23 protein-coding genes are annotated in these 25,643 nt (G+C 64.5%); 17 read left to right on the top strand and 6 right to left on the bottom strand.

Features of this window, described 5'->3' with window-relative positions; translation table 11 throughout:
- Positions 1-83: 83 nt before the first annotated feature.
- Both AC0L30_RS33375 and AC0L30_RS33380 read right to left on the bottom strand, forming a co-directional pair.
- Positions 84-1,520 carry a glutamine synthetase family protein gene (locus AC0L30_RS33375; protein WP_473406144.1) on the bottom strand — a complete coding sequence of 479 codons (1,437 nt, stop codon included), beginning with the start codon at positions 1,518-1,520 and terminating at the stop codon, positions 84-86.
- Between the two features lie 130 nt (positions 1,521-1,650).
- Entirely contained in the window at positions 1,651-3,009 is a 1,359-nt protein-coding gene (locus AC0L30_RS33380) for an aromatic ring-hydroxylating dioxygenase subunit alpha (RefSeq protein ID WP_473406145.1), read from the bottom strand.
- Positions 3,010-3,119: 110 nt separating this feature from the next.
- Here AC0L30_RS33380 and AC0L30_RS33385 point away from each other — a divergent pair, with 110 nt between their 5' ends.
- Positions 3,120-3,905 carry an IclR family transcriptional regulator domain-containing protein gene (locus AC0L30_RS33385; protein WP_354127020.1) on the top strand — a complete coding sequence of 262 codons (786 nt, stop codon included), beginning with the start codon at positions 3,120-3,122 and terminating at the stop codon, positions 3,903-3,905.
- A gap of 87 nt (positions 3,906-3,992) precedes the next feature.
- Here the strand turns inward: AC0L30_RS33385 and AC0L30_RS33390 are convergent, their stop codons facing one another.
- Positions 3,993-4,388: a group II truncated hemoglobin gene (locus tag AC0L30_RS33390; RefSeq protein WP_219679028.1), complete on the bottom strand. Its 396-nt coding sequence runs from the start codon at positions 4,386-4,388 to the stop codon at positions 3,993-3,995.
- A gap of 12 nt (positions 4,389-4,400) precedes the next feature.
- Positions 4,401-5,309 (bottom strand): helix-turn-helix transcriptional regulator, encoded by a 909-nt coding sequence (locus AC0L30_RS33395; RefSeq protein ID WP_473406146.1) that lies wholly within the window; start codon positions 5,307-5,309, stop codon positions 4,401-4,403.
- Positions 5,310-5,461: 152 nt separating this feature from the next.
- Between AC0L30_RS33395 and AC0L30_RS33400 the strand changes: the two genes are divergently transcribed.
- The 4 genes from AC0L30_RS33400 (at position 5,462) to boxB (ending at position 11,459) form a co-directional block, all read left to right on the top strand.
- On the top strand, positions 5,462-7,003 hold the full coding sequence (locus tag AC0L30_RS33400; RefSeq protein WP_473406147.1) for a benzoate-CoA ligase family protein: 1,542 nt from the start codon (positions 5,462-5,464) through the stop codon (positions 7,001-7,003).
- Between the two features lie 241 nt (positions 7,004-7,244).
- Positions 7,245-8,066: an alpha/beta fold hydrolase gene (locus AC0L30_RS33405; protein ID WP_473406148.1), complete on the top strand. Its 822-nt coding sequence runs from the start codon at positions 7,245-7,247 to the stop codon at positions 8,064-8,066.
- 73 nt (positions 8,067-8,139) lie between these two features.
- Positions 8,140-9,828 (top strand): 2,3-epoxybenzoyl-CoA dihydrolase, encoded by a 1,689-nt coding sequence (gene boxC, locus AC0L30_RS33410; protein WP_007597902.1) that lies wholly within the window; start codon positions 8,140-8,142, stop codon positions 9,826-9,828.
- A 179-nt stretch (positions 9,829-10,007) separates the two neighbouring features.
- Positions 10,008-11,459, top strand: coding sequence for a benzoyl-CoA 2,3-epoxidase subunit BoxB (boxB, locus tag AC0L30_RS33415; RefSeq protein ID WP_007597900.1), 1,452 nt, complete (start codon positions 10,008-10,010; stop codon positions 11,457-11,459).
- A 174-nt stretch (positions 11,460-11,633) separates the two neighbouring features.
- Here the strand turns inward: boxB and AC0L30_RS33420 are convergent, their stop codons facing one another.
- Complete coding sequence (locus tag AC0L30_RS33420; protein ID WP_473406149.1) at positions 11,634-12,434, bottom strand: SDR family oxidoreductase; 801 nt, start codon at positions 12,432-12,434, stop codon at positions 11,634-11,636.
- Positions 12,435-12,655: 221 nt separating this feature from the next.
- A complete protein-coding gene (locus AC0L30_RS33425) occupies positions 12,656-13,714 on the bottom strand; it encodes a polysaccharide deacetylase family protein (RefSeq protein WP_007597893.1) in 1,059 nt (352 codons plus the stop codon).
- 164 nt (positions 13,715-13,878) lie between these two features.
- On the opposite strand from AC0L30_RS33425, the gene AC0L30_RS33430 reads away from it, so the two are divergent.
- The 12 genes from AC0L30_RS33430 (at position 13,879) to phoB (ending at position 25,480) form a co-directional block, all read left to right on the top strand.
- The gene (locus AC0L30_RS33430; protein ID WP_007597891.1) at positions 13,879-15,273 is read left to right on the top strand and encodes an OmpA family protein; all 1,395 of its coding nucleotides are present in this window, start codon (positions 13,879-13,881) and stop codon (positions 15,271-15,273) included.
- Between the two features lie 2 nt (positions 15,274-15,275).
- The gene (locus AC0L30_RS33435; protein ID WP_007597890.1) at positions 15,276-15,572 is read left to right on the top strand and encodes a hypothetical protein; all 297 of its coding nucleotides are present in this window, start codon (positions 15,276-15,278) and stop codon (positions 15,570-15,572) included.
- 120 nt (positions 15,573-15,692) lie between these two features.
- Complete coding sequence (locus AC0L30_RS33440) at positions 15,693-16,283, top strand: TetR/AcrR family transcriptional regulator (RefSeq protein ID WP_007597889.1); 591 nt, start codon at positions 15,693-15,695, stop codon at positions 16,281-16,283.
- Entirely contained in the window at positions 16,280-17,212 is a 933-nt protein-coding gene (locus AC0L30_RS33445) for a haloalkane dehalogenase (RefSeq protein WP_007597888.1), read from the top strand. Before AC0L30_RS33440 ends, AC0L30_RS33445 begins: the two co-directional genes overlap by 4 nt.
- A 507-nt stretch (positions 17,213-17,719) precedes the next feature.
- Positions 17,720-18,775, top strand: a complete 1,056-nt coding sequence (locus AC0L30_RS33450; RefSeq protein ID WP_007597887.1) for a putative bifunctional lysylphosphatidylglycerol flippase/synthetase — start codon at positions 17,720-17,722, stop codon at positions 18,773-18,775.
- A gap of 33 nt (positions 18,776-18,808) precedes the next feature.
- Positions 18,809-20,107 (top strand): ATP-binding protein, encoded by a 1,299-nt coding sequence (locus tag AC0L30_RS33455; RefSeq protein ID WP_007597885.1) that lies wholly within the window; start codon positions 18,809-18,811, stop codon positions 20,105-20,107.
- Positions 20,108-20,250: 143 nt separating this feature from the next.
- Entirely contained in the window at positions 20,251-21,264 is a 1,014-nt protein-coding gene (gene pstS, locus AC0L30_RS33460; RefSeq protein ID WP_007597882.1) for a phosphate ABC transporter substrate-binding protein PstS, read from the top strand.
- 99 nt (positions 21,265-21,363) lie between these two features.
- Positions 21,364-22,353 (top strand): phosphate ABC transporter permease subunit PstC, encoded by a 990-nt coding sequence (gene pstC / locus AC0L30_RS33465; RefSeq protein WP_007615692.1) that lies wholly within the window; start codon positions 21,364-21,366, stop codon positions 22,351-22,353.
- A gap of 4 nt (positions 22,354-22,357) precedes the next feature.
- Positions 22,358-23,203, top strand: a complete 846-nt coding sequence (pstA, locus tag AC0L30_RS33470; protein WP_007597877.1) for a phosphate ABC transporter permease PstA — start codon at positions 22,358-22,360, stop codon at positions 23,201-23,203.
- Positions 23,200-24,021: a phosphate ABC transporter ATP-binding protein PstB gene (gene pstB, locus AC0L30_RS33475; protein WP_007597875.1), complete on the top strand. Its 822-nt coding sequence runs from the start codon at positions 23,200-23,202 to the stop codon at positions 24,019-24,021. The genes pstA and pstB overlap by 4 nt, the downstream gene beginning before the upstream one ends.
- Positions 24,022-24,032: 11 nt before the next feature.
- Entirely contained in the window at positions 24,033-24,749 is a 717-nt protein-coding gene (phoU, locus tag AC0L30_RS33480; RefSeq protein ID WP_007597873.1) for a phosphate signaling complex protein PhoU, read from the top strand.
- A 23-nt stretch (positions 24,750-24,772) separates the two neighbouring features.
- Positions 24,773-25,480 carry a phosphate regulon transcriptional regulator PhoB gene (phoB, locus tag AC0L30_RS33485; RefSeq protein WP_007597871.1) on the top strand — a complete coding sequence of 236 codons (708 nt, stop codon included), beginning with the start codon at positions 24,773-24,775 and terminating at the stop codon, positions 25,478-25,480.
- The last annotated feature ends 163 nt before the right edge of the window (positions 25,481-25,643 follow it).

The raw sequence follows: 25,643 nt of genomic DNA on the forward strand, positions 1-25,643 counted from the left end.
GGTGGGACGAAGTCACCTCACGGGGGTGTGAGCATTGAGCCGCTGCGCCTCCACCTGCAAGGGAGGAGGTCAGAGGGAGGAGATCAAAGCATCTCGAAATATTCGCGGTGCTCCCAATCGGTCACCTCCGACAGGAAGCGGTCGATCTCGGCGTTCTTGATGTGGGTGTAGTAGTCCACGAACTCCGCACCCAGCTTCTCGCGGAAGAACGGATCGTCCTTCAGGGCGGCGACCGCATCGCGCAGCGACTTCGGCAGCAGCGGCGCCTTGGTCTCGTAGGGCGTGTCGGCCGAGGGGCCCGGATCGAGCTTGCGGTCGACGCCGTCGAGGCCTGAGAGGATCTGCGAGGCCATGTAGAGATAGGGATTGGCGGCGGGCTCGCCGATGCGGTTTTCCAGCCGCGTGGCGGCATCGCCGGCGCCACCGAGCACGCGGATCATCACGCCGCGATTGTCGCGGCCCCAGATCGCGCGGTCCGGCGCCAGCGAATAGGAGCGGTAGCGCTTGTAGCCGTTGATGGTCGGGGTGGTGAACAAGGTGGAGGCGCGGGCGTGGTCGAGCAGGCCGGCAAGATAGGCCTTGCCGAACGCGCTGAGCGGTTCGCTGCCCTCGTTCGCCATGAACTGGTTCTCGCCGGTCGCGCGCGAGACGATCGATTGATGCAGATGCCAGCCGCTCGCGAACAGGTTCGGCAGTTTCGGCCGGCACATGAAGGTAGCGTGATAACCGTGGCGGTGCGCGATCTGCTTTACGGCGCTCCGAAACAGCACCATGTTGTCCGCGGGCTCCAGGCCCTTCTTCGGGGCGAAGGTGAATTCGCACTGGCTCGGCCCAAACTCGACCTCGACCGAGCGCAAGGGCAACCCGAGCGCGACGATGTCACGCCGCAAAATCTCCAGCACCGGCTCCATCTGATCGAAGCGCTGCTCGGTGAGGTATTGATAGCCGTGGCTGAGCAGGCTCACCGAAGGCGGCGTGCCGGGCTGGCCGGCGTCCTCGGGCCGCATATGCGGGTCGTCGAGCTTGAAGATGTGGAATTCGACCTCGAGGCCCGCCACGAAATCGTGGCCGCGCGTGCCGAGCTCGTCGAGCACCTTGCGATAGAGCCCGCGCGTCGCGAACGGCACCGGGCGGCCGTCGTTGAAATAGAGGTCGCACAGCACCCAGCCCGTGGTCGGCGCCCATGGCAAAACGCGAAACGTCGCGGGGTCGGCGACCATGAGCACGTCGGCCGCGCCCTCCATCTCCTTCATGCCGAAGCCGCCGCCCGACGTGAACACCGGAAACACCGTGCGGTGCGAGGTGTCCTTGGCGAGCATGGTGGTGGTGATGGAGCAGCCGCTCTCCAGCGAAGCGATCGCCTCGGCCGCGACGATGGTCTTGCCGCGCAAAATGCCGTGCTGGTCCGGGAAGGCGAGGCGGATGACCTCGAGGTTCTTCTCCTCCACGATGCGGCGCATGCGTGTCGCCGCGTCGTTCTGCTCATCCGACCACAGCGCATGACGCGCGACGAAAGTCACTTTGCCACTCTCCCAACTGATGTAGGGTGGGCAAAGCGAAGCGTGCCCACCGCGTCTATCGTCTTCGTGGAAGCATGGTGGGCACGGCGCTTTGCGCCTTTGCCCACCCTACCGCTTCCGTGCACGAACGTCACTCCGCCGCCGTCAGCCGATGCACGTTGTCCGCGATCTCCTTCGGCACCGGCGCCGTCCACGGCGCGCTGCGGCGGCGCTTGACGTCGGCTTCCATCCAGTAGATCTCCCAGCCTCGTGTCGGCCCGATGCCGTCCATGGTCGCCGGGCCCTGGATCGAACGTGCGGTGGCCTCGTCGAGATGCAGCATCGGCTTCTCGCCGCCTGCGACCTTCTCGATCTCCTGCCGCAGCAGGCGGCGGTATTGCACGATCGCCTTGTCGCTCGTGCCGAGGTGCTCCCTGGTGCGGTCCTGGATCGCGCCCATCGATTCCACCGCCCACTGGTCGTGGACGTTGATGTCGGTGCCCATGCCGGTATAGGTCGCCGTCTGCTGCTCGTGCGGATCGAAACCGTAATCGTTGGTCCTGTTCTTGCGAGATTTGTAATCCGGCAGCTCATAGAGCTCGAGCCGCTGGTCGCGCATCATCTTCTTGTCCACGGGGTTCGCGTAGCTCGTGAAGATCGCGTACCAGTAGCAGTTCTCGTCGTCGACCGGCACGTGCCACTGCGTGATCGTCATCTCCGTGCTCATGGGGATGACGAAACCGTGCGGGAAGAGCTGGTTGGTGACGCGCACATGGGTGCGCTCCTCGTCGATCTCGCGCAGCGCGATCAGCCGCAGGCCGTATTCGGTGTGCTCGACATTGATGATCGGACGGTCGTACTCGCGCAAGATCTTCGTCATCGGCAGGTCGGAGCCTGCCGATGCGCCGCGGAACTGCTTGCCGTAGGCCGTGGACGTGTCCTCGTCCTCGAAGAAGCGATGCAGGTAGGAGGCGTGCGCGGGATCGATGCCGACTTCGAGCGCCTGCAGCCAGTTGCAGGCCATGTGCCCCTTGAACGCGAAGGTGTGCGTGCCGGGCGCGACGAAGCAGTCGAGCTCCGGAAAGGCCGGCGGCTCACCCTCGCCGAGATAAGCCCAGAGGATGCCGCTCTTCTCCACCACGGGATAAGAGCGCTGACGAATGTTCTGGCAGAGCTTTGAGTCCTTCGGCTCCGCCGGGGTTTCAATGCATTGCCCGGTGGCGTCGAACAGCCAGCCATGGAAGGCGCAGCGCAGGCCGCCATGCTCGAGCCGTCCGAACGCGAGATCGGCGCCGCGATGCGCGCAGTGCCGATCGATCAGCCCGTAGCGTCCGGTCTCGTCGCGGAATAGCACCAGATTTTCGCCGAGCAATCTGACGGGGCGGATCGGACGATCGCCGTCGAGCTCGTCCACCAGCGCCGCCGGCTGCCAGTAGCTTCGCATCAGCTTCCCGCAGGGGTCCTTTGGACCGGTGCGGGTGATCAGGTCGTTCTGCTCCTGGCTCATCATGGCGAGTGCATCCTTTGTGGAGTGGCGTTTGTCCGCCTATTGAACGAATGGGCGAATTATGACATGCCTTGGTCTGGCAGCAAGCACTATTTTGCAGGATCCCGACACCCATGCCCAAGCTGAAGCGAAGCGAGAGCGACGAACGCGCGACGGATTTCGTCGAGAGCCTCGATCGCGGGCTGCGCCTGTTGCAATGCTTCGGCACCACGGCTGGACCGATGACACTCAGCGATCTCGCCCGTGCCGCTGAGCTTCCACGCGCCACCGCGCGGCGCATGCTGTTCACGCTCCAGCGCGGCGGCTTCGTCAGCGGCGACGGAAAACTGTTCTCGCTGACGCCGCATGTGCTGACGCTGGCGGCGTCGTATCTGCGCTCCAGCCAGCTCGTCACGGTCCTGCAGCCGGTGCTCGACCGCGTTGCGACAGCGGCCAACGAAATCTCCTCGCTCGCGGTACTCGACGGCGATGAGGTCGTGTTCGTCGCACGCAGCAGTCCGACGCGGATGTTCTCAGGCGGATTGGAGATCGGCTATCGGCTTCCGGCGTTCTGCACCTCGGTCGGGCGCGCCATGCTCGGGCAGCTCGATGATGCCGAGCTTGCTGCGCGCCTGAAAGCGATGAAGCGCGAGGCGCTGACGCCGCAGACGGTGACCGACGCAAAGGCGCTGCTCGCACGCATCGCCGCCGACCGCACCCAAAACTATTCGCTGGTGGACCGCGAGGCCGAGCCGCATTTCCGCTCGATCTCAGTCCCGGTGCGTCGTTATGACGATGTCATCGTCGCCGCCATCAACATGGGCGCTCATGTTGACCGGGTGCCGGCCAAGGAGTTGATCGAGCGATTTTTGCCGCTGTTGCGCGAGGGCGCGGAGGCGGTGCGGTCGCAACTCTTGTAGCCCGGGTGAGCGAAGCGATACCCGGGAAAGTCATCGTGAAGACCCGGATGTCGCTTCGCTCATCCGGGCTACGCGCCTGTGCAAAAATCACGACCGGTTGCGCATCCAGTCGGCGAGGCCCGATATCGCACGATCGAGATCCTGTCGCGCAGCGCTATCCGTCACCGTCTCTTCCAGCGCGCCGCGCATGCAGAGCATCCACGCGTCGCGCTCGGTATCGCCGATGCCAAAGCCGATGTGGCGCTGGCGCAGCCGCGGGTGGCCCTTCTCGACCGAATACAGTTTCGGGCCACCGGTCCATTCGGTGAGATAGCGCTTCAGCACATCCCTGATGAGGCCGAGGTCGTCCGCATGCATTGCGCGAATGATCTTCGCCTCCGGCAGCGTATCCATCCGCTCGTAGAAGCGATCGACCAACAGGTCGATCGTGGCGCTGCCGCCGATCCGCTCGAACATGGAGATTGCGACGTCGCTGTCGGTCATGGGAGTTCGGACCTACAGCGCCACGCTGCGCAGCCCGAAGCTGCGTGCTTCGTTCTGCAGCACCGGCCGCACCGCATCAACCAGGCGCGCCGCGGCGGCATCGACGGACAGTCCTGCCGTGTCCACCACCGCCGTCGCGCGCGCATATAGCGGCTCGCGGCTCAAGAGGATGTTGCGCAGCTCCGCCATGGCGGAGCGGTCGTCGGCCATCGGACGCAGATCGCCCTGGCGGCGGACGCGGGCCATGTGCTCCTCGGGCTCGGCCTTCAACCAGATCGTGTAGAACGACGACAGGATCTGGTCGAACGTCAGGGGCTCCGAGACGATGCCGCCGCCGGTCGCCAGCACCATCAGCTCGTTGCGCGCGAGCAGCTGCTGCAGTGCCGCCTGCTCCATGCGGCGAAAGCCTTCCTGGCCGTAGAGCGCGATGATCTCGGCGACCGAGAGCCCGTTCTGCTGCTCGACCTCCTTGTTGAGCTCGACAAAAGTCCAGCCGACCTTCTTCGCCAGCATCCGGCCGAGCGTGGATTTGCCGGCGCCGCGCAGGCCGATCAGCGCGATGCCGCAGAACGGCGCGCGCCGCGGCGCGGAGGCGCTGCCGCCCGCGAGCAAATCCTTGGCTTGCGCGATCTGACTTGGCGTCGCCTTGCGCAGGAGATCGCGAAACATCTGCCAGTCCGGGGTCGGATCGACCGAGGGAAGCAGGTCCTCGAGATGCGCGCCCATCGCGTCGGAGACGCGGCGCAGCAGCACGATGGAGACATTGCCCTTGCCGCTTTCGAGCTGCGCGATGTAGCGCTCCGATATTCCTGATACCTTGGCGAGCACCTTGCGCGACATGCCGCGCAGCGCGCGCGTGGTGCGCACGCGCTGGCCGAGCTGTTCGAGAAATCGGGATTCGGCGTCGGGACTGTCGGTCATGGACTACGGATCATGGGCCTGCTTGAGCGGATGTCTTCTTTTAAGGAGGTCCTGCGGCGCGTATTAATGAAACATAGTGCCTGCTGGCATTGACAGCAAGCCAATGCGGTGTCTTTCTATGAATTATAATTCTAAATTCAGGGGAGAAGTCCGTGAGCGAGGGATCCTATAACGCGGTGACCTGGCTGCTCGACCGGAACGTCGAGGAGGGACGCGGCAACAAGCTCGCCTTCGACGACACCGTCTCGCGGCTCACCTATGGCGAGCTCCAGCGCGAAACGCGGCGCGCCGCCAACATGCTGCGCCGGCTCGGTGTCCGCCGCGAAGAGCGCGTGGCGATGATCATGCTGGATACGATCGACTTCCCGCTTCTGTTTCTGGGCGCGATCCGCGCCGGCATCGTGCCGGTGCCGCTCAACACGCTGCTGACATCGGATCAATACGCCTACATCCTCGCCGATTGCCGTGCGCGCGCGCTGTTCGTCTCGGAAGCGCTCTATCCCGTCATCAAGGACGTCGTCGGCCGCATGCCGGATCTCGAGCATGTCGTGGTCTCCGGCGCCAAGCAGAATGGTCACAAGCAGCTCGCCGAGGAGATTGCGGACGAGAGCGACCGGTTCACGACCGCTGCGACACATCCGGATGAGCCGGCGTTCTGGCTCTATTCGTCAGGGTCGACGGGCATGCCCAAGGGCGTGCGGCATATCCATTCGAATCTCCAGGCAACTGCGGACACCTACGCCAAACAGGTGCTCGGCATTCGCGAGAGCGACGTCTGCCTTTCCGCGGCAAAGCTGTTCTTCGCTTATGGTCTCGGCAATGCGTTGACCTTTCCGATGTCGGTTGGCGCCACCGTCGTGCTCAACAGCGAGCGCCCGACGCCCGCCCGCATGTTCGACCTGATGAACCGCTACAACCCCTCGATCTTCTACGGCGTGCCGACCTTGTTCGCGGCGATGCTCAACGACGAGAGCATGAAGAGCGAGCGTGGCGGCAAGAATTTGCGCATCTGCACCTCCGCCGGCGAGGCGCTGCCGGAATCCGTCGGGAACAGCTGGAAGGCGCGCTTCGGCGTCGACATTCTCGACGGCGTCGGCTCGACTGAGCTGTTGCACATCTTCCTGTCGAATGCGCCCGGCGACATCAAATACGGCTGCTCCGGCAAGCCGGTGCCGGGCTATGCGGTGCGGCTGGTCAACGAAGCCGGACAGGATGTCGCCGACGGCGAAGTCGGCGAGCTCCTGGTCGATGCGCCCTCCGCCGGCGAAGGCTACTGGAACCAGCGCCACAAGAGCCGCCGCACGTTCGAGGGACCGTGGACCCGCACCGGCGACAAATATGTCAGGGATGCCGAGGGCCGCTACACCTTCTGCGGCCGCGCCGACGACATGTTCAAGGTCTCCGGCATCTGGGTCTCGCCGTTCGAGGTCGAGAGCGCGCTGATCACGCATCCCGCCGTGCTGGAAGCTGCCGTCGTGCCCGAAGCCGATCCGGAAGGTCTGCTGAAGCCGAAGGCCTTCGTCGTGCTGCGCCCCGGCGCGACGACGACGGGCCTGCAGGAGATGCTCAAGGACCACGTCAAGCAGAAGATCGGCCCGTGGAAATATCCGCGCTGGATCGATGTGGTGGACTCGCTGCCGAAGACGGCGACGGGCAAGATCCAGCGGTTCAAGCTGCGGGACGGGGCGAATTGAGTGCGTGGATGTCTTGCGTTTCTGTCGCGCCGAATCTCGCTGCGCTCCCTTGTGGGGGAGGGCGGGGAGAGGGGTGGCCCAGGAAGCGGTGTTCGTCGTCACGCGCCAGATGTTCTTCGTCACGCCCGGAATCCCCGTGTGGCACCCCTCTCCCTAGCCCTCCCCCACAAGGGGGGAGGGAACGACTGAACCAGCGGCCGCGTCTCGTTCCAAGTCCGCGCGCGAAGAAGAGCGACAGAACATGACCAATCTCGCCTCCACCGGCTTTCTCAGCATCGATGGCGCCAGCCTCGAATACAAATGGCTGGCGCCGCAATCCGCCGATTCACCCACCATCGTCATGCTGCACGAAGGCCTCGGCTCCGTCGGCCTATGGGGTGACTTCCCGGAAAAGCTCCAGCAGGCCACCTCCGCCGGCATCTTCGTCTATTCGCGTGCAGGCTATGGCCAATCGAGCCCGGTGACGTTGCCGCGGCCGCTTGACTACATGCAGCGCGAGGCGCTGGACGTGCTGCCGAAGATCCTCGATGCGATTGCCTTCAAGCGCGGCCTGCTGCTCGGCCATTCCGACGGCGCCTCGATCGCGACCATCTACGCCGGCGCGCATCAGGATCATCGCCTGAGCGGCCTGGTGCTGATCGCGCCGCATTTCATCGTCGAGGACATCTCGGTGAAATCCATCGCCGCGATCAAGACCGCCTTTGAGACCACCGATCTCAAGTCAAAGCTCGCGCGCTGGCACAAGGAGGTCGACAACGCCTTCTATGGCTGGAACGCCGCCTGGCTCGATCCGAAATTCCGCGACTGGGATATCTCGGAATATCTCGCCTATATCCGCGTTCCTGTCCTGATCCTTCAAGGCGTGGACGACCAATACGGGACGCTGCGTCAGGCTGAGATCGCGCAGCAAGAATGCTATTGCCCGGTCGATTTGAAAGTCATGTCAGACGCGGCGCATTCTCCGCATCGCGAGGCGCCGGGAGCGACCCTTGACGCGATTGAGCAATTTGCTGCAGCGGCCCTGCGAGAAGACATGCAACAAAATGCATGTGGGAGCCGTTAAGGACTAGACGCGCGCAATAATATGCATTATTGTTCATCTAACGGTAAAATCAAAACGAACTCAAGGGTGGCCCATGGCCGGGGAAGATCGACGCCTCTCAGGCGGCGCGACATTCATCGATTTCCAGACCGAGCCGTCCCGCTACCGGCACTGGAAGCTCGCGGTCGACGGTGACGTCGCCACTCTGACCATGGACGTCGACGAGAATGGCGGCCTGTTCGAGGGCTATCTGCTCAAGCTCAATTCCTACGATCTCGGCGTCGACATCGAGCTTGCCGACGCGGTTCAGCGCCTGCGCTTCGAGCACCCCGAGGTGAAGGTCGTGGTGATGCGCTCGGCCAAGAACAGGGTGTTCTGCGCCGGCGCCAACATCCGCATGCTCGCGGGCTCGACCCATGCCCACAAGGTCAATTTCTGCAAGTTCACCAACGAGACCCGCAACGGCATGGAAGACTCGTCGGAGAATTCCGGCCAGCGCTTCATCACCGTCGTGAACGGCTCGGCCGCCGGCGGCGGCTATGAGCTCGCGCTCGCCACCGACTACATCATGCTCGCCGATGACGGCGCGTCCGCCGTCGCCTTGCCCGAAGTGCCGCTGCTCGCGGTGCTGCCGGGCACCGGCGGCCTCACCCGTGTGGTCGACAAGCGCAAGGTGCGCCGCGATCACGCTGATTTCTTCTGCACCATCGAAGAAGGCGTGAAGGGCAAGCGCGCCGTGCAATGGCGCCTGGTCGACGAGATCGCGCCGAACAGCAAGCTCGAAGGCAAGGTTGCCGAGCGCGCGAGGGAATTCGCCGACAGCTCGAAGCGCAAGGGCAGCGGCAAGGGCATCGCGCTGACGCCGCTCAAGCGCATCATCGACGAGACCAGCATCCGCTACGGCTTTGTCACGGTCGATATCGACCGCGCGGCGCGGATCGCCACGATCTCGATCAAGGCGCCTGAAGCCGCGCCGCCCGCCGACATCGACGGCATGATGGCGCAGGGTGTCGCGTTCTGGCCGCTTCAGGTCGCGCGCGAACTCGACGACGCCATCCTGCATCTGCGCATCAACGAGCTCGAGATCGCCATGCTGGTGTTCAAAAGCCATGGCGACCGCGCCCATGTGCTCGCCTGCGACGCCTTCCTCGAAGCCAACAAGGCGCACTGGCTGGTCAACGAAATCAGGCACTACTGGAAGCGTGTCTTGAAGCGCATCGACGTCACCTCGCGGACGCTGGTGACGCTGGTCGAGCCCGGCTCCTGCTTTGCCGGCACGCTCGCCGAGCTCGTCTTCGCCGCCGACCGCTCCTACATGCTGATCGGCACGCGCCAGGGCGACAACCGCCCGCCGCCGTCGATCGAACTGTCAGCGATGAATTTTGGCCCGTATCCGATGAGTCATGGCCTGACGCGGCTTCAGTCGCGCTTCCAGGCCGATCCGTCCGATGTGGAACGCGCGGAAGCCACGATGGGCACGGCGCTGGACGCCGAGCAGGCCGAAGAGCTCGGCCTCGTCACCTTCGCGCTCGACGACATCGACTGGGATGATGAAGTTCGCGTGTTCCTGGAAGAGCGCGCCAGCTTCTCGCCCGACAGCCTCACCGGCATGGAAGCGAGCCTTCGCTTCGTCGGCCCCGAGACGATGGAATCGAAAATCTTCTCGCGCCTCACCGCGTGGCAGAACTGGATCTTCCAGCGCCCGAACGCGGTCGGCGAGGAAGGCGCGCTGCGCCGCTACGGCAGCGGCCAGAAGCCGAAATTCGATATGACGCGGGTGTAACGATTCTCGTGTCCCGGGCGCGCTGCGGCACCAAAAGCGCAACGCGCGTCTTCAACGCGCTATGGTGACGCTGCGCAGAACCGGGACCCATGTGGACCGAACAATGGGTCCCGGCTCTGCAGCGCACCGCTTCGCGCTGCGCAGGGTCCGGGACAGAAGACAGACCAAGGAGCACGGCCATGAACATGAACATCATGAACGTCGACTACTCGACCAAGATTCCGAACAACGTCAATCTCGCCGAAGACCGCCAAGTGCTCAAAGCGCTGGAGGGCTGGCATCCCGGCTACATGGACTGGTGGAAAGACATGGGGCCGGAAGGCTTCCAGGAATCGCTGGTGTACTTGCGCACCGCCTATTCGGTCGATCCGCGCGGCTGGGCCAAGTTCGATTACGTGCGGATGCCCGAGTATCGCTGGGGCATTCTCCTTGCTCCCCAGGAAGAGAACCGGGTCGTGCCGTTCGGCGAGCATTTTGGCGAGCCGGCCTGGCAGGAAGTCCCGGGTGAATATCGCGCCATGCTGCGCCGTCTGATCGTGATCCAGGGCGACACCGAGCCTGCCTCCGTCGAGCAGCAACGCCACCTCGGCAAGACCGCGCCCTCGCTGTACGACATGCGCAATCTGTTCCAGGTCAATGTCGAGGAAGGCCGTCACCTCTGGGCGATGGTGTACCTGCTGCAGAAGTACTTCGGGCGCGACGGACGTGAAGAGGCTGACGATTTGTTGCGCCGCCGCTCGGGTGACGCTGACTCGCCGCGCATGCTGGGCGCCTTCAACGAGGCGACCCCGGACTGGCTGTCCTTCTTCATGTTCACCTATTTCACCGACCGCGACGGCAAGATGCAGCTGCATTCGCTGGCGCAGTCCGGCTTCGATCCCTTGTCACGCACCTGCCGCTTCATGCTGACGGAAGAAGCGCACCACATGTTCGTCGGCGAGACCGGCATCACCCGCGTCGTGCAGCGCACCTGCGATGCGATGCGCGAAGCCGGCATCACCGATCCCACCGACATCGCGAAGGTCCGCGCGCTCGGCGTGATCGACCTGCCGACTATCCAGAAGAAGCTGAACCTGCACTATACGCTGTCGCTCGATCTGTTTGGCTCGGAAGTCTCCACCAACGCGGCGAACGCCTTCAACACCGGCATCAAGGGCCGCTATCACGAGACCCAGATCGACGACGATCATCAGCTCAAGAACGCCACCTATCCGGTGCTGAAGTTCATCGACGGCGAGATCAAGCTGGTGGACGAGCCGGCGCTCACCGCGCTCAACATGCGCCTGCGCGACGACTACAGCCAGGATTGCGTCAAGGGCATGCTGCGCTGGAACAAGGTGATCTCGACCGCGGGCTACCAGTTTCAGCTCAAGCTGCCCAACGTCGCCTTCCATCGCCATATCGGCGAGTTCAAGGGCATCCACGCGACGCCGGATGGTCTGTTGATCGACGACGCAACCTGGGCGAAGCGCAAGGACGAATGGCTGCCATCGACCGCCGACGGCGACTTCATCACCTCGCTGATGCAGCCCGTCACCGAGACCGGCCAGTTCGCCTCCTGGATCTCGCCGCCGAAAGTCGGCATCGACAACAAGCCCGGCGATTTCGAGTATGTGAGGATCGAGTCGTAGGTATCTTCTTCACCTCTCCTCGCTTGCGGGGAGAGGTCGGATCGCTCTTGCGATCCGGGTGAGGGGGTACAGGTGCGGCGACAATCTCACGCGCGGAGAGAGCCCCTCACCCCAACCCTCTCCCCGTAAGAACGGGGCGAGGGAGCGCACTGTCCGCGCGGCGGGCTCGAGCCCCTACCCCGCGATCTCCAGCCCCGCGTTCGCGTACACCACGCCGCCATCCACCGCGATGGTGTTGCCGACCACGTAGTCACCCGCGCGCGAGGCGAGATAGATCGCCACGCCGGCCATGTCCTCGTCGGTTCCGATCCGCCGCGCCGGAATGCGCTTGGCGACTTCGTCCGAATGGTCGCGCGCAGCCCGGTTCATGTCGGACTTGAACGCGCCGGGCGCAATCGCGGTGACGTTGATGTTGTCCTTGATCAGTTTCGTCGCCATGCGCCGCGTCAAATGGATCACCGCGGCCTTGCTCGCGGCATAGGAGTAGGTCTCGCCGGGATTGACGAAGATGCCGTCAACCGAGGCGATGTTGATGACCTTGGCGGGCCGCTCATGCGAAGCCGCCGCGCGCAGCGGCTTGGCCAGCGCCTTGGTCAGGAAGAACAGCGACTTGACGTTGATGTCCATCACCTTGTCCCAGCCGCTTTCGGGGAATTCGTCGAACTCCGCGCCCCAGGCCGCGCCTGCATTGTTGACGAGGATGTCGAGCTTCGGCTCCAGCTTGATGATTTCGCCAGCGAGCCTGTCGCAGCCGTCGACGGTCGAGATGTCGATCGGCAGCGCGATGCACTCACCGTCATATCGGCCTGACAGCTCGTTCGCGGTGGCTTCGCAAGGCCCGGCCTTGCGCGCGGTGATATAGACCTTCGCGGCCCCTGCGCTGAGAAATCCCGCCGCGATCATCTTGCCGATGCCGCGCGAACCGCCGGTCACCAGTGCGACGCGGCCTTTGAGCGAGAACAGATCGTTGAACATGGTGCCTCCCTTTGTTTGCGCCGGTTGTGGGCGGGGTGGGGAGGGGAGTCAAGGAAGGCGCCGCATCGTCGTCCTGGCGAAAGCCAGGACCCATTACCCCAGGATAGAGTTGTTTGAATGAGCTGTGGCCCGAGCGCGTCGCAAAATGGACAGCGGTGGCAATGGGTCCTGGCTTTCGCCAGGACGACGGCTGAATTCGGGACGACAGCGGAGATTCGAAACTACGCCGCCGCGATCCTGCGGAAGCCGTTCCACATCGCGGTCGCAGCGCCCGAGGTCAGCACCGGCAGAATCCGCGTGTCCTGGTAATTGCCGTTGAGCGAGACCCGTGGCAGCGCCGTCATGTGGCCGGCGTTTTCGGCGAACAGCATGCCGGGCCGCGTCGTCACTGCGGTCTTGAAGCCGGCGGATGCAGCGAGCACGAATTCACGCTCGCCCGCCGCCTCGCGATCGCCATAGGGATAGGCCAGATGCTGGACGTTGCGGCCGAGCGCTTGCTCGATCCGCGCGCGGCTCACGGCCATCTCCTGCGTGGCGATCGCTTCGCTTTGCTTGGCGAGATTGCAATGGCTGACGGAATGCGCGCCGATCGTGACCAGGGGATCGGCGGCAAATGTCTTCACCTCCTCCCAGGACAGGCAGAGGCTGCGGCACAGCGCGGCCATGTCGACGCCGTATTTCGTGCAGAGCGCCTCGATCTCGCGCTTGAGATCGTGCTCGCCGGGCAGCGCGCGCAACCAGTCGTGCAGGCGGTCGAACGCCGCCTGCTTGGCGGCTGGCGTCGTCGCATCGAGCCGCAGCGCGGCATTGCCGATCGTCACCTCGATCTGCTCGGTCTTGGCGATGACGGCCTCCAGCGCCTCCCACCACAGCCGGCCCGTGCCCTCCGCGAAATCGCTGGCGACATAGACCGCCAGAGGCGCGTCAAATTCGCGCAGAACCGGCAGCGCAAAATCGAGATTGTCGCGATAGCCATCGTCGAGCGTGAAGGCGGCGAAGCGGCGGTCGAACCGGCGCCGCACCAGCCGCTCATGCAGCTCGTCCATGCTGACGATGTCGATCTCGCGCGAGCGCAGATGACGCAGGGTCGCGCGCAGGAATTCGGGGGTGACTTCGAGATGCCTGTTCGGCTGGAACGCCGCCGCGCGGGCCGGCCGCACGTGATGCAGCATGAAAATGGCGCCGACGCCCGACAAAAGCGGCCGCAACAGGTGGTGGGCGCCGCTGAAATAGAGTGCTTCCAGCCCGGCGCGGATGACGTTGTTACGGAGTTGTTTCATGACCCGCTGGCGGACTTTGGCATTCCGCCTTCAACTTACGGAAGAACCCTTGAAGAAAAAGTTATTCCAATTGTCCACGCCCGGCCTTCGGAAGGGCGTCATTTCCGGTTTGACAGCCCGCCAAGGGTTTGTTTTGTCTCCGGTTCCAGAGTTCGGGTCGTCGAATGCAGAAGCTTTTCAGGTGGGCCAGCAAATGGTGGCCGGGGCTCATCCCCTTGGCCGTCATGTGGGGATTTGCGGCCTGGAATAACACTTTGCCGGTCGAGGCGGACCTTTCCGCCCGCAGCTCGGCGGCTCTGAAGGACACCGTTCTGGACAAGACCCGGATCGCGGTGGACGGCCGCGACGTCAGCCTGGCTGCGGACGCGTTTTCCGAGGAGGGTCGCCGCGACGCTGTTGTGGCGGTCGAGACCGTGCCCGGCGTGCGCCTGGTCGACGACCGGACCCGCCTTGTGCCCGAGGCAAAGCCCTTCGTCTGGAACGCCGAACGCGACGTGGTGCGGGTCACGCTGTCAGGCTCCGCGCCCCTGCCGTCGATGAAGGGCCGCCTGACTGAGGCGGCCCGCAAGGAGGTCGCCGGTACCGAGGTGGCCGATCAGATGGGTTTGGCGCGCGGTGCACCGCCGCGGTTCGAGGCGGCTGCGATGCTGCTGCTCGATCAGATCGGCAAGCTCAAGGACGGCAAGATCACGATCACGGACACCAAAGTCACTCTGTCGGGGATGGCGCGCGATCTCGGCGGCCGCGAAGCGGTCGCAGCGGCGCTGAAAAACCTGCCCGAGGGCTTTTCGATCGCCGCCAACGACGTCAAGGCGCCGCCTTACGTCTTCCAGGCCTACAAGGATCCGGTGGCCGCGACGGTGACGCTGACCGGCTATGTTCCCGACAACAATGTCCACGCGGCCATCGCCACCAGCGCGTCGCGGAAATTCTTCAACGAAAAAATCGTCGACAATCTCAAGGCCAGCGTCGGCGCGCCCGGCTCCTTCAGCCCCGCCGTGGTCGCGGCGCTCGGCGCGCTGTCGCGACTGTCGACCGGCACGCTCGTCGTGTCCGACCGCGAGGTGAAGCTGTCGGGCGATGCGCTCTATGAAGGTGCCGCCAACGACATCCGCGCAAGCCTCGGCAAGGATTTTCCGAAAAACTGGCAGTACAAGCCGGAAATCACGGTGAAACCCGCGGCCGGGCCGGTCGACGGCACCGTGTGCCAGCAATTGTTCTCCGAGCTTTTGGCCAAGGCCAAGATTCGGTTCGGGGCGAAGCGCGCCGAGATCGATCCGGATTCCGCCGGCATTCTCGATCATCTGATCGAGACGGCATTGCGCTGTCCCACCACCAATATCGAGGTCGCCGGGCATACCGATGCCGACGGCGAGGATTCCTTCAACCAGGCACTCTCGGAGAAGCGCGCGCAGGCGGTGATCGACTATCTGGTCAAGGCCGGCCTGCCTGCCAGCCGCTTCACCGCGGTCGGCTACGGCAGCACGCAGCCGGTCGCCGGTAATGACAGCGAAGACGCCAAGGCGCAGAACCGCCGCATCGAATTTCTGGTGAGGTGACGATGCCCTATCTCGTCTCGTTCCATCTGGGCTGGCTGATCGGCTCGCTGCTACTCGGCTTCTGCATGGGCTGGATCTCGGTGGTCCAACGCGGCAACGGCACCTCGAAGGTGACCGCGCGCTGGCTCGCCGTGTTTGTTGCCGGCCTGGTCGCGGCCTCGTTCGCGCATGTGGTCCCCGGCCGCTTCGGCTACTGGCTCGACCTCGGTCTGATCATGTTCGCCTGCTATCTCGTCGGCGGCGCCATTGGCGCCTGGCTGCGCGATCGGGTGGTCGCGCGCAGCATGCCGCCGGCCTGAGCGGCTGAGCTGAGAGGCAAACGCGCGCCCGCTATCGCGCTCATCACCTGCTCCGCCATCAGATTTCAAGGGCGAGGATATGGCGCTTGACATCAATACGTACGTACGTATTATAACGCCATGCCAAAGCCCTCACTCAAAGACGCCATTCTCGACGCCGGCCTGAAGGTCATGTTTCGGACCGGCTATCACGGCACCAGCGTGCGCGACGTCACCACTGCTGCGGGCGCGCCGCAGGGGTCCTTCACCAATCATTTCCGCTCAAAGGAAGCATTCGCCTCCGAGGTGCTCGACCGCTACTTCGAGATCACAAGGGCGCTGGTCGCCGAGGCGCTCGACGACACCTCGCTGACCCCGCGGGCGCGGCTGAAGCGCTACCTGGACATCATCACTGGCCGGCTCGAAGCGGACGGCTACGGCCGCGGCTGCCTGATTGGCGATCTCAGTCTGGAGGCGACCGGCAGCAGCGAGATGCTGCGCGGGCGCCTCGCGGCCATCTTTGCTGAATGGCGCATGCCGTTCGCCGCCTGCATCAGGGATGCCCAAACCAGCGGCGAGATTGCCTCCGATTTCGAGCCTGAGGAGCTCGCCGACTTCCTGCTCGCGTCCTGGCAGGGCGCGATCCTGCGCATGAAGGTCGACCGCAATCCCAAAGCGCTCGAACGTTTCAAGACCATCGCATTCCAAACCGTGTTCAAGGAGCTGACATGACCAAGCAGATCGAGATCAAGATTCGCAAAGCGTCCGTCCTCGGAAGCAGCATGGCCTATCGTGAGGCAGGCGCGCAGAACGCGCCGGTCGCGCTCTTCCTGCACGGCAATCCGACTTCCTCGTACATCTGGCGCAACATCATGCCCTTGGTGTCACCGGTCGCGCATTGCCTCGCGCCCGACAACATCGGCTTCGGTCAGTCCGACAAGCCCGACATCGACTACCGCTTCTTCGACCACGTCCGCTATGTCGATGCCTTCATCGAACAGCGCGGCCTTACGTCGGCCTATCTGGTCGCACAGGATTGGGGCACGGCGCTCGCATTTCATCTTGCGGAGCGCCGCCCGGATTTCGTGCGCGGCCTCGCCTTCATGGAGTTCATCCGTCCGATGCCGACCTGGCAGGACTTCCACGACACCGAGGTTGCCGAAGAGCAGGAGCATGCCGAGGCGGCGCGGGCGGCCTTCCGTAAATTCAGGACGCCGGGCGAGGGCGAGGCGATGATCCTCGAGGCGAATGCCTTCGTCGAGCGCGTGCTGCCGGGCGGCATCGTGCGCAAGCTCAGCGAGGACGAGATGGCGCCCTATCGCACGCCGTTCCCGACGCCGGAGAGCCGCCGGCCCGTTCTTGCGCTTCCGCGCGAACTGCCGATCGGAGGCGAGCCTGCTGACGTCTATGAGGCGCTCCAGTCCGCGCATGCAGCGCTGGCCGCGTCGTCCTATCCAAAGCTCCTGTTCACCGGCGAGCCCGGAGCTCTGGTCGCACCGGAATTTGCCGAACGGTTTGCAGCCTCCCTGAAGCACTGCGCGCTGGTTCGTCTCGGCGCCGGCCTGCATTTCCTCCAGGAGGATCACCCCGAGGCGATCGGGCGCTCCGTGGCCGGCTGGATCGCGGGCATCGAGGCGGTGCGCCCGCAGCTTGCGGCCTGAGCAGAACGCTACCTCCGAACGACATGCTCATCGCGGCCGCTGGCCGGCGGCCGCGATGACGTCTGTGATGTCGCAGTGCAACCGGATGATCGAGCGCGAGCCGTCGGCCACGTAATCGTGCGCGCCGCAGCGGCCGCGCGCGGAGCGACCTCTTTCAACAGCGGAATCCCGCCCATAGATTGATTTCGACTTAAGCCGTGACGGAACATTGTACGGCCGAAATCATCAAAACTTCATGGCGTCTGCGCAGGATTGCCATGGAGATTCGCGTCAGGCTTGCCGCCGAAAGCGCCAAACCGTGCATCAGGAGCCCGCAACCTGCCTAAAACCTTGAAGCCACGACTTTTTGTTCGAATTGTCGAATTCCACTCCGCCCCAAAACGCGCTAGTGGAGGGGCAGGGGGCATGCGCGATGCCGGAGCCGCTGACGAGGATTCGTCGAGTGCCCGTGCGTCGTCCGCCTGTTCGCTGGCCACCCCGGCCGCTGAAGCGTTGTTCGAGGTCTAGATGCTGGAAGCCATACGCAGGGCGATGACGTTTCTGCGCCAGAAGCAAATCCTGCATAAGCTTGGAGTTGTGATCAGCGTCGCTGTCATCGGCATCGCTTGCTATGTGCTCTACCACATGCTGCGCGGCATCGATGTCAACGAAGTCCTCGAAGCGATCAAGAGCACCGAGCCGAGCCAGATTGCGCTGGCGGCTTTGTTCGTCGCCGCGGGCTATTTCACGCTGACCTTCTACGACCTGTTCGCCGTGCGCGCGATCGGCCACGCCCACGTGCCCTATCGCATCAACGCGCTCGCCGCCTTCACCAGCTATTCGATCGGCCACAATGTCGGCGCCAGCGTCTTCACCGGCGGCGCGGTGCGCTACCGCATCTATTCCGCCTACGGCCTGAACGCGATCGACGTCGCAAAGATCTGCTTCCTCGCCGGCCTGACCTTCTGGCTCGGCAATGCCGCGGTGCTGGGCCTCGGCATCTCCTATCATCCGGAGGCCGCGGCCTCGATCGACATGCTTCCGCCCTGGCTGAACCGGATGCTGGCGATGATGATCATCGTCGGGCTGGTCGCCTACGTGGTCTGGGTCTGGACCCAGCCCCGGATGGTCGGCCGCGGGCCCTGGACCGTGATGCTGCCGGGCGGCCCGCTGACGCTGCTCCAGATCGCGATCGGCATCATCGATCTCGGCTTCTGCGCGCTGGCGATGTACGTGCTGGTCCCGGACGAGCCCAATCTCGGCTTCGTGGTGGTCGCGGTGATCTTCGTCTCGGCCACGCTGCTCGGCTTTGCCAGCCATTCGCCCGGAGGCCTTGGCGTGTTCGACGCGGCCATGCTGGTCGGGCTCTGGCAGATGGACCGCGAGGAGCTGCTGGGCGGGATGCTGCTGTTCCGCGTCCTCTATTATCTGTCCCCTTTCGTCATATCTGTAATCTTGCTGACGTTTCGCGAAGTTATCATCGGCGCACGATCGAAGCGCCTGCAGCAGGCGGCGCTCAAGCTCGACCCCGGGCCCGCGCCTAAAGCCGCTTACGTGAGAAAGCGCAGCGACAGCGGCGCCTGACCGGCGCAACGTCCTTTGGAGAAGCCCGCCCCGATGGCGATCGACGCCCCATCTTCTCCCTCCTCCCAGCCCTGGTCCGACCGGCTGCGGCACTCGACCGTCATCCTGATCGCCGCGGCGCTGGCGCTGTCGGTGGTGGTCTCGCTGGGCGAATTGTCGGCACTGCATGCCATCGCAGTGTTCTTCTGCGTCGCGGCCGCAGCGCTGATCCCGTGGCGCCTGCACGATACTGCCGCCTCGCGCGAAGAGACCCGCCGCGTCAATCCGGTCGAGAGCGCGGCGGTCGCCGCGGTGGTCGCCGGCATGCCCGATCCCGCGGTGCTGCTCGACCGCGCCGGCCGCGTCATCCATCTCAACGCTGCTGCCGCCCAGCTCGCGCCGGCGCTGCGCCGGAATGAGCTTGCCCAGTTCGCGCTGCGCTCGCCCGAGATCATCACGGCGCTGCGCGAGTCGATCGCGACCACCGAGCCGCGGCGCGCGACCTATCTCGACCATGTCCCGGTCGATCGCTGGATGGAGCTGACCATCACGCCGGTGCCGGTGCCGACCACCTTCGGCGGCGCCGACAAATGCATGCTGATGACCTTCCACGACCAGACGCCGCTGCGTCGGGTCGAGGAGATGCGGGCCGATTTCGTCGCCAATGCCAGCCACGAGCTGCGCACGCCGCTGGCCGCGCTGTCCGGCTTCATCGACACGCTCCAGGGCCAGGCCAAGGACGATCCCAAGGCGCGCGAGCGCTTCCTCGGCATCATGCACAACCAGGCCACCCGGATGGCGCGCCTGATCGACGATCTGCTGTCGCTGTCGCGGGTGGAACTGTCCGCCCATGTGCGGCCCGACACCCTGGTCGACCTGCTGCCGATCATCTTGCAGGTCGCCGACGGGCTCGAGCCGCTGGCGCGGGAACGCCAGGTCGAGGTCGAGACCCAGCTCCCTGAGACCCCGGTACTGATCGCGGGGGACCGCGAGGAGCTGCTCCGGCTGTTCGAGAATTTGATCGAGAACGCGCTCAAATACGGCGCCGCGGGCGGTCGCGTCATCGTGTCGCTGATGCCAGGCGCCGCCCCTGATGGAACTCAGGAAATCCGGGTCCTGGTCCGGGATTTCGGCCCCGGCATCGCGCCGGAGCACCTGCCGCGGCTAACCGAACGGTTCTACCGGGTCGATGTCGGCGACAGCCGCTCGCAGGGCGGCACCGGCCTCGGATTATCCCTGGTGAAACATATTCTTAACCGCCATCGCGGCCGGCTTTTGATCGAAAGCGTGCCCAAACAGGGCGCCACTTTCACCGCCTGTTTCCCCCAGGGCAAGCCTGCGGCTCTGAGCTAAATTCCAGCGATTTCAGCTGCTTAACGCTGTCATCCGACTGTCACCAAACCTTCGTAAAAGCTCAGCTGTCCGCTCCTAAAGGGGCGGCACGGGGAGCGCGATCGGGCGCGGATGGCGCTTCGCTCCCCTGTATGGAGACCAGCATGAATTTCCTCAAAACACTCGTCGCTGCTGGCATCGTCGCCGCATCGACGACGGCGGCCTTTGCTGCCGATATCACCGGTGCCGGTGCGACGTTCCCGTTCCCGATCTATTCCAAATGGGCTGACGCCTATAAGAAGGAGACCGGCAACGGTCTGAACTACCAGTCGATCGGCTCCGGCGGCGGCATCAAGCAGATCCAGGCCAAGACCGTGACCTTCGGCGCCAGCGACGCGCCGCTCAAGGCCGAGCAGCTCGAGAAGGACGGCCTCGTCCAGTGGCCGATGGTGATGGGTGCCATCGTTCCCGTCGTCAACATCGAGGGCGTGAAGCCCGGCGAGATGGTGTTCGACGGCGAGACGCTGGCCAGCATCTATCTCGGCAAGATCACCAAATGGGATGACGCCGCGATCAAGAAGCTCAACCCGAACGTGAAGCTGCCCTCGGAGGCCATCACCGTGGTCCGCCGTTCGGACGGCTCTGGCACCACCTTCAACTTCACCAACTACCTCGCCAAGGCCAGCGCGGACTGGAAGAGCAAGGTCGGTGAGGGTACCGCGGTCGAGTGGCCGGTCGGCGTCGGCGCCAAGGGCAATGAAGGCGTATCGGGCAATATCAGCCAGACCAAGAACTCGATCGGCTACGTCGAGTACGCCTATGCCAAGCAGAACAAGCTGACCTACACCGGCCTCGTCAACAAGGCCGGCAAGCCGGTGCAGCCCACCGTCGAAGCGTTCCAGGCGGCCGCCTCCAACGCCGACTGGGCCAAGGCTCCCGGCTACTACGTCATCCTGACCGACCAGCCCGGCGAGAAGTCCTGGCCGATCACGGCGGCGACGTTCATCCTGATGCACAAGGACGCCACCGACAAGGCGGCCTCGCAGGAAGCCATCAAGTTCTTCCGCTGGGCCTTCAAGAACGGCGGCAAGGCGGCTGAAGAGCTCGACTACATCCCGATGCCGGACCCGGTCGTTCAGCTGATCGAGAAGACCTGGGCTGCCGAAATCAAGAGCTAGCTTCGCGACGCTCGTGCCCCGGATGCGATGCGCCGCATCCGGGGCACGGACCAACAAAAAAACGTATGCTATTTAGTACAGGGGATCGGCGTGGCAGAGATGGCCGTTCAGAGCGATGTAATCGACGACGCCGGACCGTATGATCGCGCCAAGGCCTTGAGCGCGTTCAAGCTCGGCGACGTTACCTTCTACTGGATCACGCGGCTCTCCGCGATCTCGGTGCTTCTGATCCTCGGCGGCATTATCATTTCGCTGATCGTCGGCGCCTTCCCGGCGATGAAGGAATTCGGGGTCTCGTTCCTGTGGACGCAGCGCTGGGCGCCGTCGGCCGATCCGCCGGTGCTCGGCGCGCTCGGGCCAATGTACGGCACGCTCGTCACCTCCTTCATCGCGATGCTGATCGCCATTCCCGTGGGTCTCGGCATTGCGATCTTCCTCACCGAGCTCTGCCCGCAATGGCTGCGCCGCCCGATCGGCATGGCGATCGAGCTGCTCGCCGGCATCCCCTCGATCATCTACGGCATGTGGGGCTTCTTCGTGTTGGGTCCGTTCCTCGCCAACACGTTCCAGCCCTTCATGATCAAGATCTTCGACGGCGTGCCCGTGCTGGGCGCGATCTTCGCAGGTCCCCCGTCCTATCTCAGCCTGTTCAATGCCGCGCTGATCCTCGCCATCATGGTGCTGCCCTTCATCACCTCGATCTCAGTCGACGTGTTCAAGACCGTGCCTCCGGTGCTGAAGGAAGCCGCCTACGGCGTCGGCTGCACCACCTGGGAAGTCGTCCGCAGCGTGGTGATCCCCTACACCCGCGTCGGCGTCATCGGCGGCGTCATGCTGGCGCTGGGCCGGGCGCTCGGCGAGACCATGGCGGTGACCTTCATCATCGGCAACTCGTTCCGGATCTCGTCGTCGATCTTCGCGCCGGGCACCACGATCTCGGCGGCGATCGCATCCGAGTTCGCCGAGAGCGACGGCCTGCACCAGTCCGGCCTGATCCTGCTCGGTCTCCTGCTGTTCGTGCTGACCTTCTTCGTGCTTGCAGCGGCGCGGCTGATGCTGATGCGGCTGGAAAAGAAGGCGGGGAACTAGCGCCATGAATCCGATCTATTCACGCCGCCGCCGCAAGGACATCGTCGTTCGCGGGCTCTGCATCGCCGCAACGGCCTTCGGCGTCACCTGGCTCGCGCTGATCCTGATCACGCTGCTCTACAATGGACTGGCGGGACTCAATGTCCAGCTGTTCACCGAGAACACGCCGCCTCCCGGATCGAACGAGGGCGGCCTGCTCAACGCCATCGTCGGCTCGCTGATCATGACCGTGATCGGCGTCGGCATCGGCGCGCCGCTCGGCATGTTCGCCGGCACCTATCTCGCCGAATACGGCCGCAATGACCGGCTGACCTCGGTGATCCGCTTCATCAACGACATCCTGCTCTCGGCGCCCTCGATCATCATCGGCCTGTTCATCTACGGCGCGGTGGTGGTGCCGATGCGCGGCTTCTCGGCGATCGCAGGCTCGCTCGCGCTCGCGGTCATCGTGATCCCGGTGGTGCTGCGCACGACCGAGGACATGCTGCTGCTGGTGCCGAACGCGCTGCGCGAGGCGGCCTCGGCGCTCGGCCTGCCGCGTTCGCTGGTGATCAAGCGGATCGCTTATCGCGCCGCGCGCTCCGGCCTCATCACCGGCGTGCTGCTCGCAACCGCTCGCGTCGCCGGTGAAACTGCGCCGCTGCTGTTCACCGCGCTGTCGAACCAGTTCTTCAGCCTCGGCCTGAATAAGACGATGGCGAACCTGCCTGTCACCATCAACAACTTCGTGCAGAGCCCCTATGCCTATTGGAAGCAATTGGCCTGGAGCGGGGCGCTGCTCATCACCCTGACCGTTCTTGCCCTTAATATTGGCGCGCGCATCCTTGGCGCCGAGAGGACCGCAAAATGAGTGATCTTTCCGTATCGATGAGCGCGGCCGGTGGGCTGCCCCACGCGCCGGTGCTGCCGGAGGCGCCCCCGAAGGTGACCGTGCGCAACCTGAACTTCTATTACGGCGAGCACCACGCGCTGAAGAACATCAACCTGACGCTGGGCGCCAATCGCGTCACGGCGTTCATCGGTCCGTCGGGCTGCGGCAAGTCGACCCTGCTGCGCATCTTCAACCGGATGTACGACCTCTATCCCGGCCAGCGCGCCACTGGTCAGCTGATGCTCGACCAGACCAACATCCTCGACGGCAAGCTGGACCTCAATTTGCTGCGCGCCCGCGTCGGCATGGTGTTCCAGAAGCCGACGCCGTTCCCGATGACGATCTACGAGAACATCGCGTTCGGCATCCGCCTGTATGAGAAGATCTCGAAGTCCGAAATGGACGGCCGCGTCGAGAAGGCGCTGCGCGGCGGCGCGCTGTGGAACGAGGTCAAGGACAAGCTCAACGCCTCCGGCCTGTCGCTCTCCGGCGGCCAGCAGCAGCGCCTCTGCATCGCCCGCACCGTCGCGGTGCGGCCCGAGGTGATCCTGTTCGACGAACCCTGTTCGGCGCTCGACCCGATCTCGACCGCCAAGGTCGAGGAGCTGATCCAGGAGCTGTCCGAGGATTACACGATCGCGATCGTCACCCACAACATGCAGCAGGCGGCGCGCGTCTCCGACAAGACCGCCTTCATGTATCTCGGCGAGCTGATCGAGTTCGACGACACCAGCAAGATCTTCACGTCGCCGACCGACCGGCGCACGCAGGATTACATCACCGGCCGGTTCGGCTGAGGAGACGCGACATGGCTTCCGAACATACCGCAAAGGCTTTCGACACCGACCTCCAGGAACTCACCCGCCTGGTCGCCGAGATGGGCGGCATCGCCGAGCGCATGATCGTCGAGTCCGTCGACGCGCTGATCCGCCGCGACGTCCCGCTCGGCCAGCGCGTCGTCGCCATCGACACCGAGCTCGACGCGCTGCAGAAGCGCATCGAGGAGCGTGCGGTGCTCACCATCGCCCGCCGCCAGCCGATGGCGGTCGATCTGCGCGAGATCGTCGGCGCCATGCGCGTCGCGACCGATCTCGAGCGCATCGGCGACCTCGCCAAGAACATGGGCAAGCGCGTCGCGGCGCTGGAGACGGACTTCCATCCGCTCAAGCTGTTCCGCGGCCTCGAGCACATGACCGACCTCGTGCAGCAGCAGGTCAAGTCGGTGCTGGACGCCTATGCCGCGCATGATTTGCCGGCGGCGATGGCGGTGTGGAAGGGCGACGAGGAAGTCGACGCCATCTGCACCTCGCTGTTCCGCGAGCTCCTCACCTACATGATGGAGGATCCGCGCAACATCTCGTTCTGTATTCACCTGATGTTCTGCGCCAAGAACATTGAGCGGATCGGCGACCACGCCACCAACATCGCCGAGACCGTGTTCTACATGATCGAGGGCCAGGCGATCACCGACAAGCGGCCGAAGGGCGACATGACGACCTTCGCCAACACGGTACCGAACACCTGAAGACTTAAGGGAGCGACGACCCGATGGGCGCACGCATTATGGTGGTTGAGGACGAGGAAGCCCTGACCGAGCTTCTCCGCTACAACCTCGAAGGCGACGGCTATGACGTCGAGACGGTGATGCGCGGCGACGACGCCGACACCCGCCTCAAGGAGCACATCCCCGATCTGATCGTGCTCGACTGGATGCTGCCGGGCCTGTCAGGCATCGAACTGTGCCGCCGGCTTCGCACCCGTCCCGAGACCAAGCAGCTCCCGATCATCATGCTCACCGCGCGCGGCGAGGAGAGCGAGCGGGTGCGGGGTCTTGCGACCGGCGCCGACGATTACATCGTCAAGCCGTTCTCGGTGCCGGAGCTGCTGGCGCGCGTGAAGGGCCTGCTGCGGCGCGCGAGCCCCGAGCGGCTCGCCACCGTGCTTGCTTTTGGCGACATCGAGCTCGACCGCGACAAGCGCCGCGTGGCGCGCTCAGGCCGGCCGATCGATCTCGGTCCGACCGAATATCGCCTGCTGGAGTTCTTCCTGGAGCACCCGGGCCGGGTGTTCTCGCGCGAGCAACTGCTCGACAGCGTCTGGGGCCGCGACATCTATATCGACGAGCGTACCGTCGACGTGCATATCGGCCGCCTGCGCAAGCTGCTCAATCTCGGCCGCGAGCAAGACCCGATCCGCACCGTCCGCGGCGCCGGCTACGCGCTGGATGATCGGTTTGCGAAGGCGGAGCAGGTGTAGGGTTGCAGGCTTGTTTGTTGGCGAGCTGTCCCTGCATTCTCCGATGTCGTCCCGGACAAGCGAGCGCTGATCCGGGACCCATAACCAGTCGTCCGTGAAGAGCGGCTAAGCGATTGAGCTAGGATCGCATTTGACTTTGTGGACTGTTTTTGGAATGCAGGAT

It is taken from the genome of Bradyrhizobium sp. MI1.11, from assembly GCF_055811255.1.

What these genes read in the sequence shown, in the direction of transcription:
- AC0L30_RS33380 (WP_473406145.1), bottom strand. Translation starts at nt 3,009, where the DNA reads ATGATGAGCCAGGAGCAGAACGACCTGATCACCCGCACCGGTCCAAAG.
- AC0L30_RS33385 (WP_354127020.1), top strand. Translation starts at nt 3,120, where the DNA reads ATGCCCAAGCTGAAGCGAAGCGAGAGCGACGAACGCGCGACGGATTTC.
- AC0L30_RS33390 (WP_219679028.1), bottom strand. Translation starts at nt 4,388, where the DNA reads ATGACCGACAGCGACGTCGCAATCTCCATGTTCGAGCGGATCGGCGGC.
- AC0L30_RS33395 (WP_473406146.1), bottom strand. Translation starts at nt 5,309, where the DNA reads ATGACCGACAGTCCCGACGCCGAATCCCGATTTCTCGAACAGCTCGGC.
- AC0L30_RS33405 (WP_473406148.1), top strand. Translation starts at nt 7,245, where the DNA reads ATGACCAATCTCGCCTCCACCGGCTTTCTCAGCATCGATGGCGCCAGC.
- boxC (WP_007597902.1), top strand. Translation starts at nt 8,140, where the DNA reads ATGGCCGGGGAAGATCGACGCCTCTCAGGCGGCGCGACATTCATCGAT.
- boxB (WP_007597900.1), top strand. Translation starts at nt 10,008, where the DNA reads ATGAACATGAACATCATGAACGTCGACTACTCGACCAAGATTCCGAAC.
- AC0L30_RS33420 (WP_473406149.1), bottom strand. Translation starts at nt 12,434, where the DNA reads ATGTTCAACGATCTGTTCTCGCTCAAAGGCCGCGTCGCACTGGTGACC.
- AC0L30_RS33425 (WP_007597893.1), bottom strand. Translation starts at nt 13,714, where the DNA reads ATGAAACAACTCCGTAACAACGTCATCCGCGCCGGGCTGGAAGCACTC.
- AC0L30_RS33430 (WP_007597891.1), top strand. Translation starts at nt 13,879, where the DNA reads ATGCAGAAGCTTTTCAGGTGGGCCAGCAAATGGTGGCCGGGGCTCATC.
- AC0L30_RS33435 (WP_007597890.1), top strand. Translation starts at nt 15,276, where the DNA reads ATGCCCTATCTCGTCTCGTTCCATCTGGGCTGGCTGATCGGCTCGCTG.
- AC0L30_RS33440 (WP_007597889.1), top strand. Translation starts at nt 15,693, where the DNA reads ATGCCAAAGCCCTCACTCAAAGACGCCATTCTCGACGCCGGCCTGAAG.
- AC0L30_RS33445 (WP_007597888.1), top strand. Translation starts at nt 16,280, where the DNA reads ATGACCAAGCAGATCGAGATCAAGATTCGCAAAGCGTCCGTCCTCGGA.
- AC0L30_RS33450 (WP_007597887.1), top strand. Translation starts at nt 17,720, where the DNA reads ATGCTGGAAGCCATACGCAGGGCGATGACGTTTCTGCGCCAGAAGCAA.
- AC0L30_RS33455 (WP_007597885.1), top strand. Translation starts at nt 18,809, where the DNA reads ATGGCGATCGACGCCCCATCTTCTCCCTCCTCCCAGCCCTGGTCCGAC.
- pstS (WP_007597882.1), top strand. Translation starts at nt 20,251, where the DNA reads ATGAATTTCCTCAAAACACTCGTCGCTGCTGGCATCGTCGCCGCATCG.
- pstC (WP_007615692.1), top strand. Translation starts at nt 21,364, where the DNA reads ATGGCCGTTCAGAGCGATGTAATCGACGACGCCGGACCGTATGATCGC.
- pstA (WP_007597877.1), top strand. Translation starts at nt 22,358, where the DNA reads ATGAATCCGATCTATTCACGCCGCCGCCGCAAGGACATCGTCGTTCGC.
- pstB (WP_007597875.1), top strand. Translation starts at nt 23,200, where the DNA reads ATGAGTGATCTTTCCGTATCGATGAGCGCGGCCGGTGGGCTGCCCCAC.
- phoU (WP_007597873.1), top strand. Translation starts at nt 24,033, where the DNA reads ATGGCTTCCGAACATACCGCAAAGGCTTTCGACACCGACCTCCAGGAA.
- phoB (WP_007597871.1), top strand. Translation starts at nt 24,773, where the DNA reads ATGGGCGCACGCATTATGGTGGTTGAGGACGAGGAAGCCCTGACCGAG.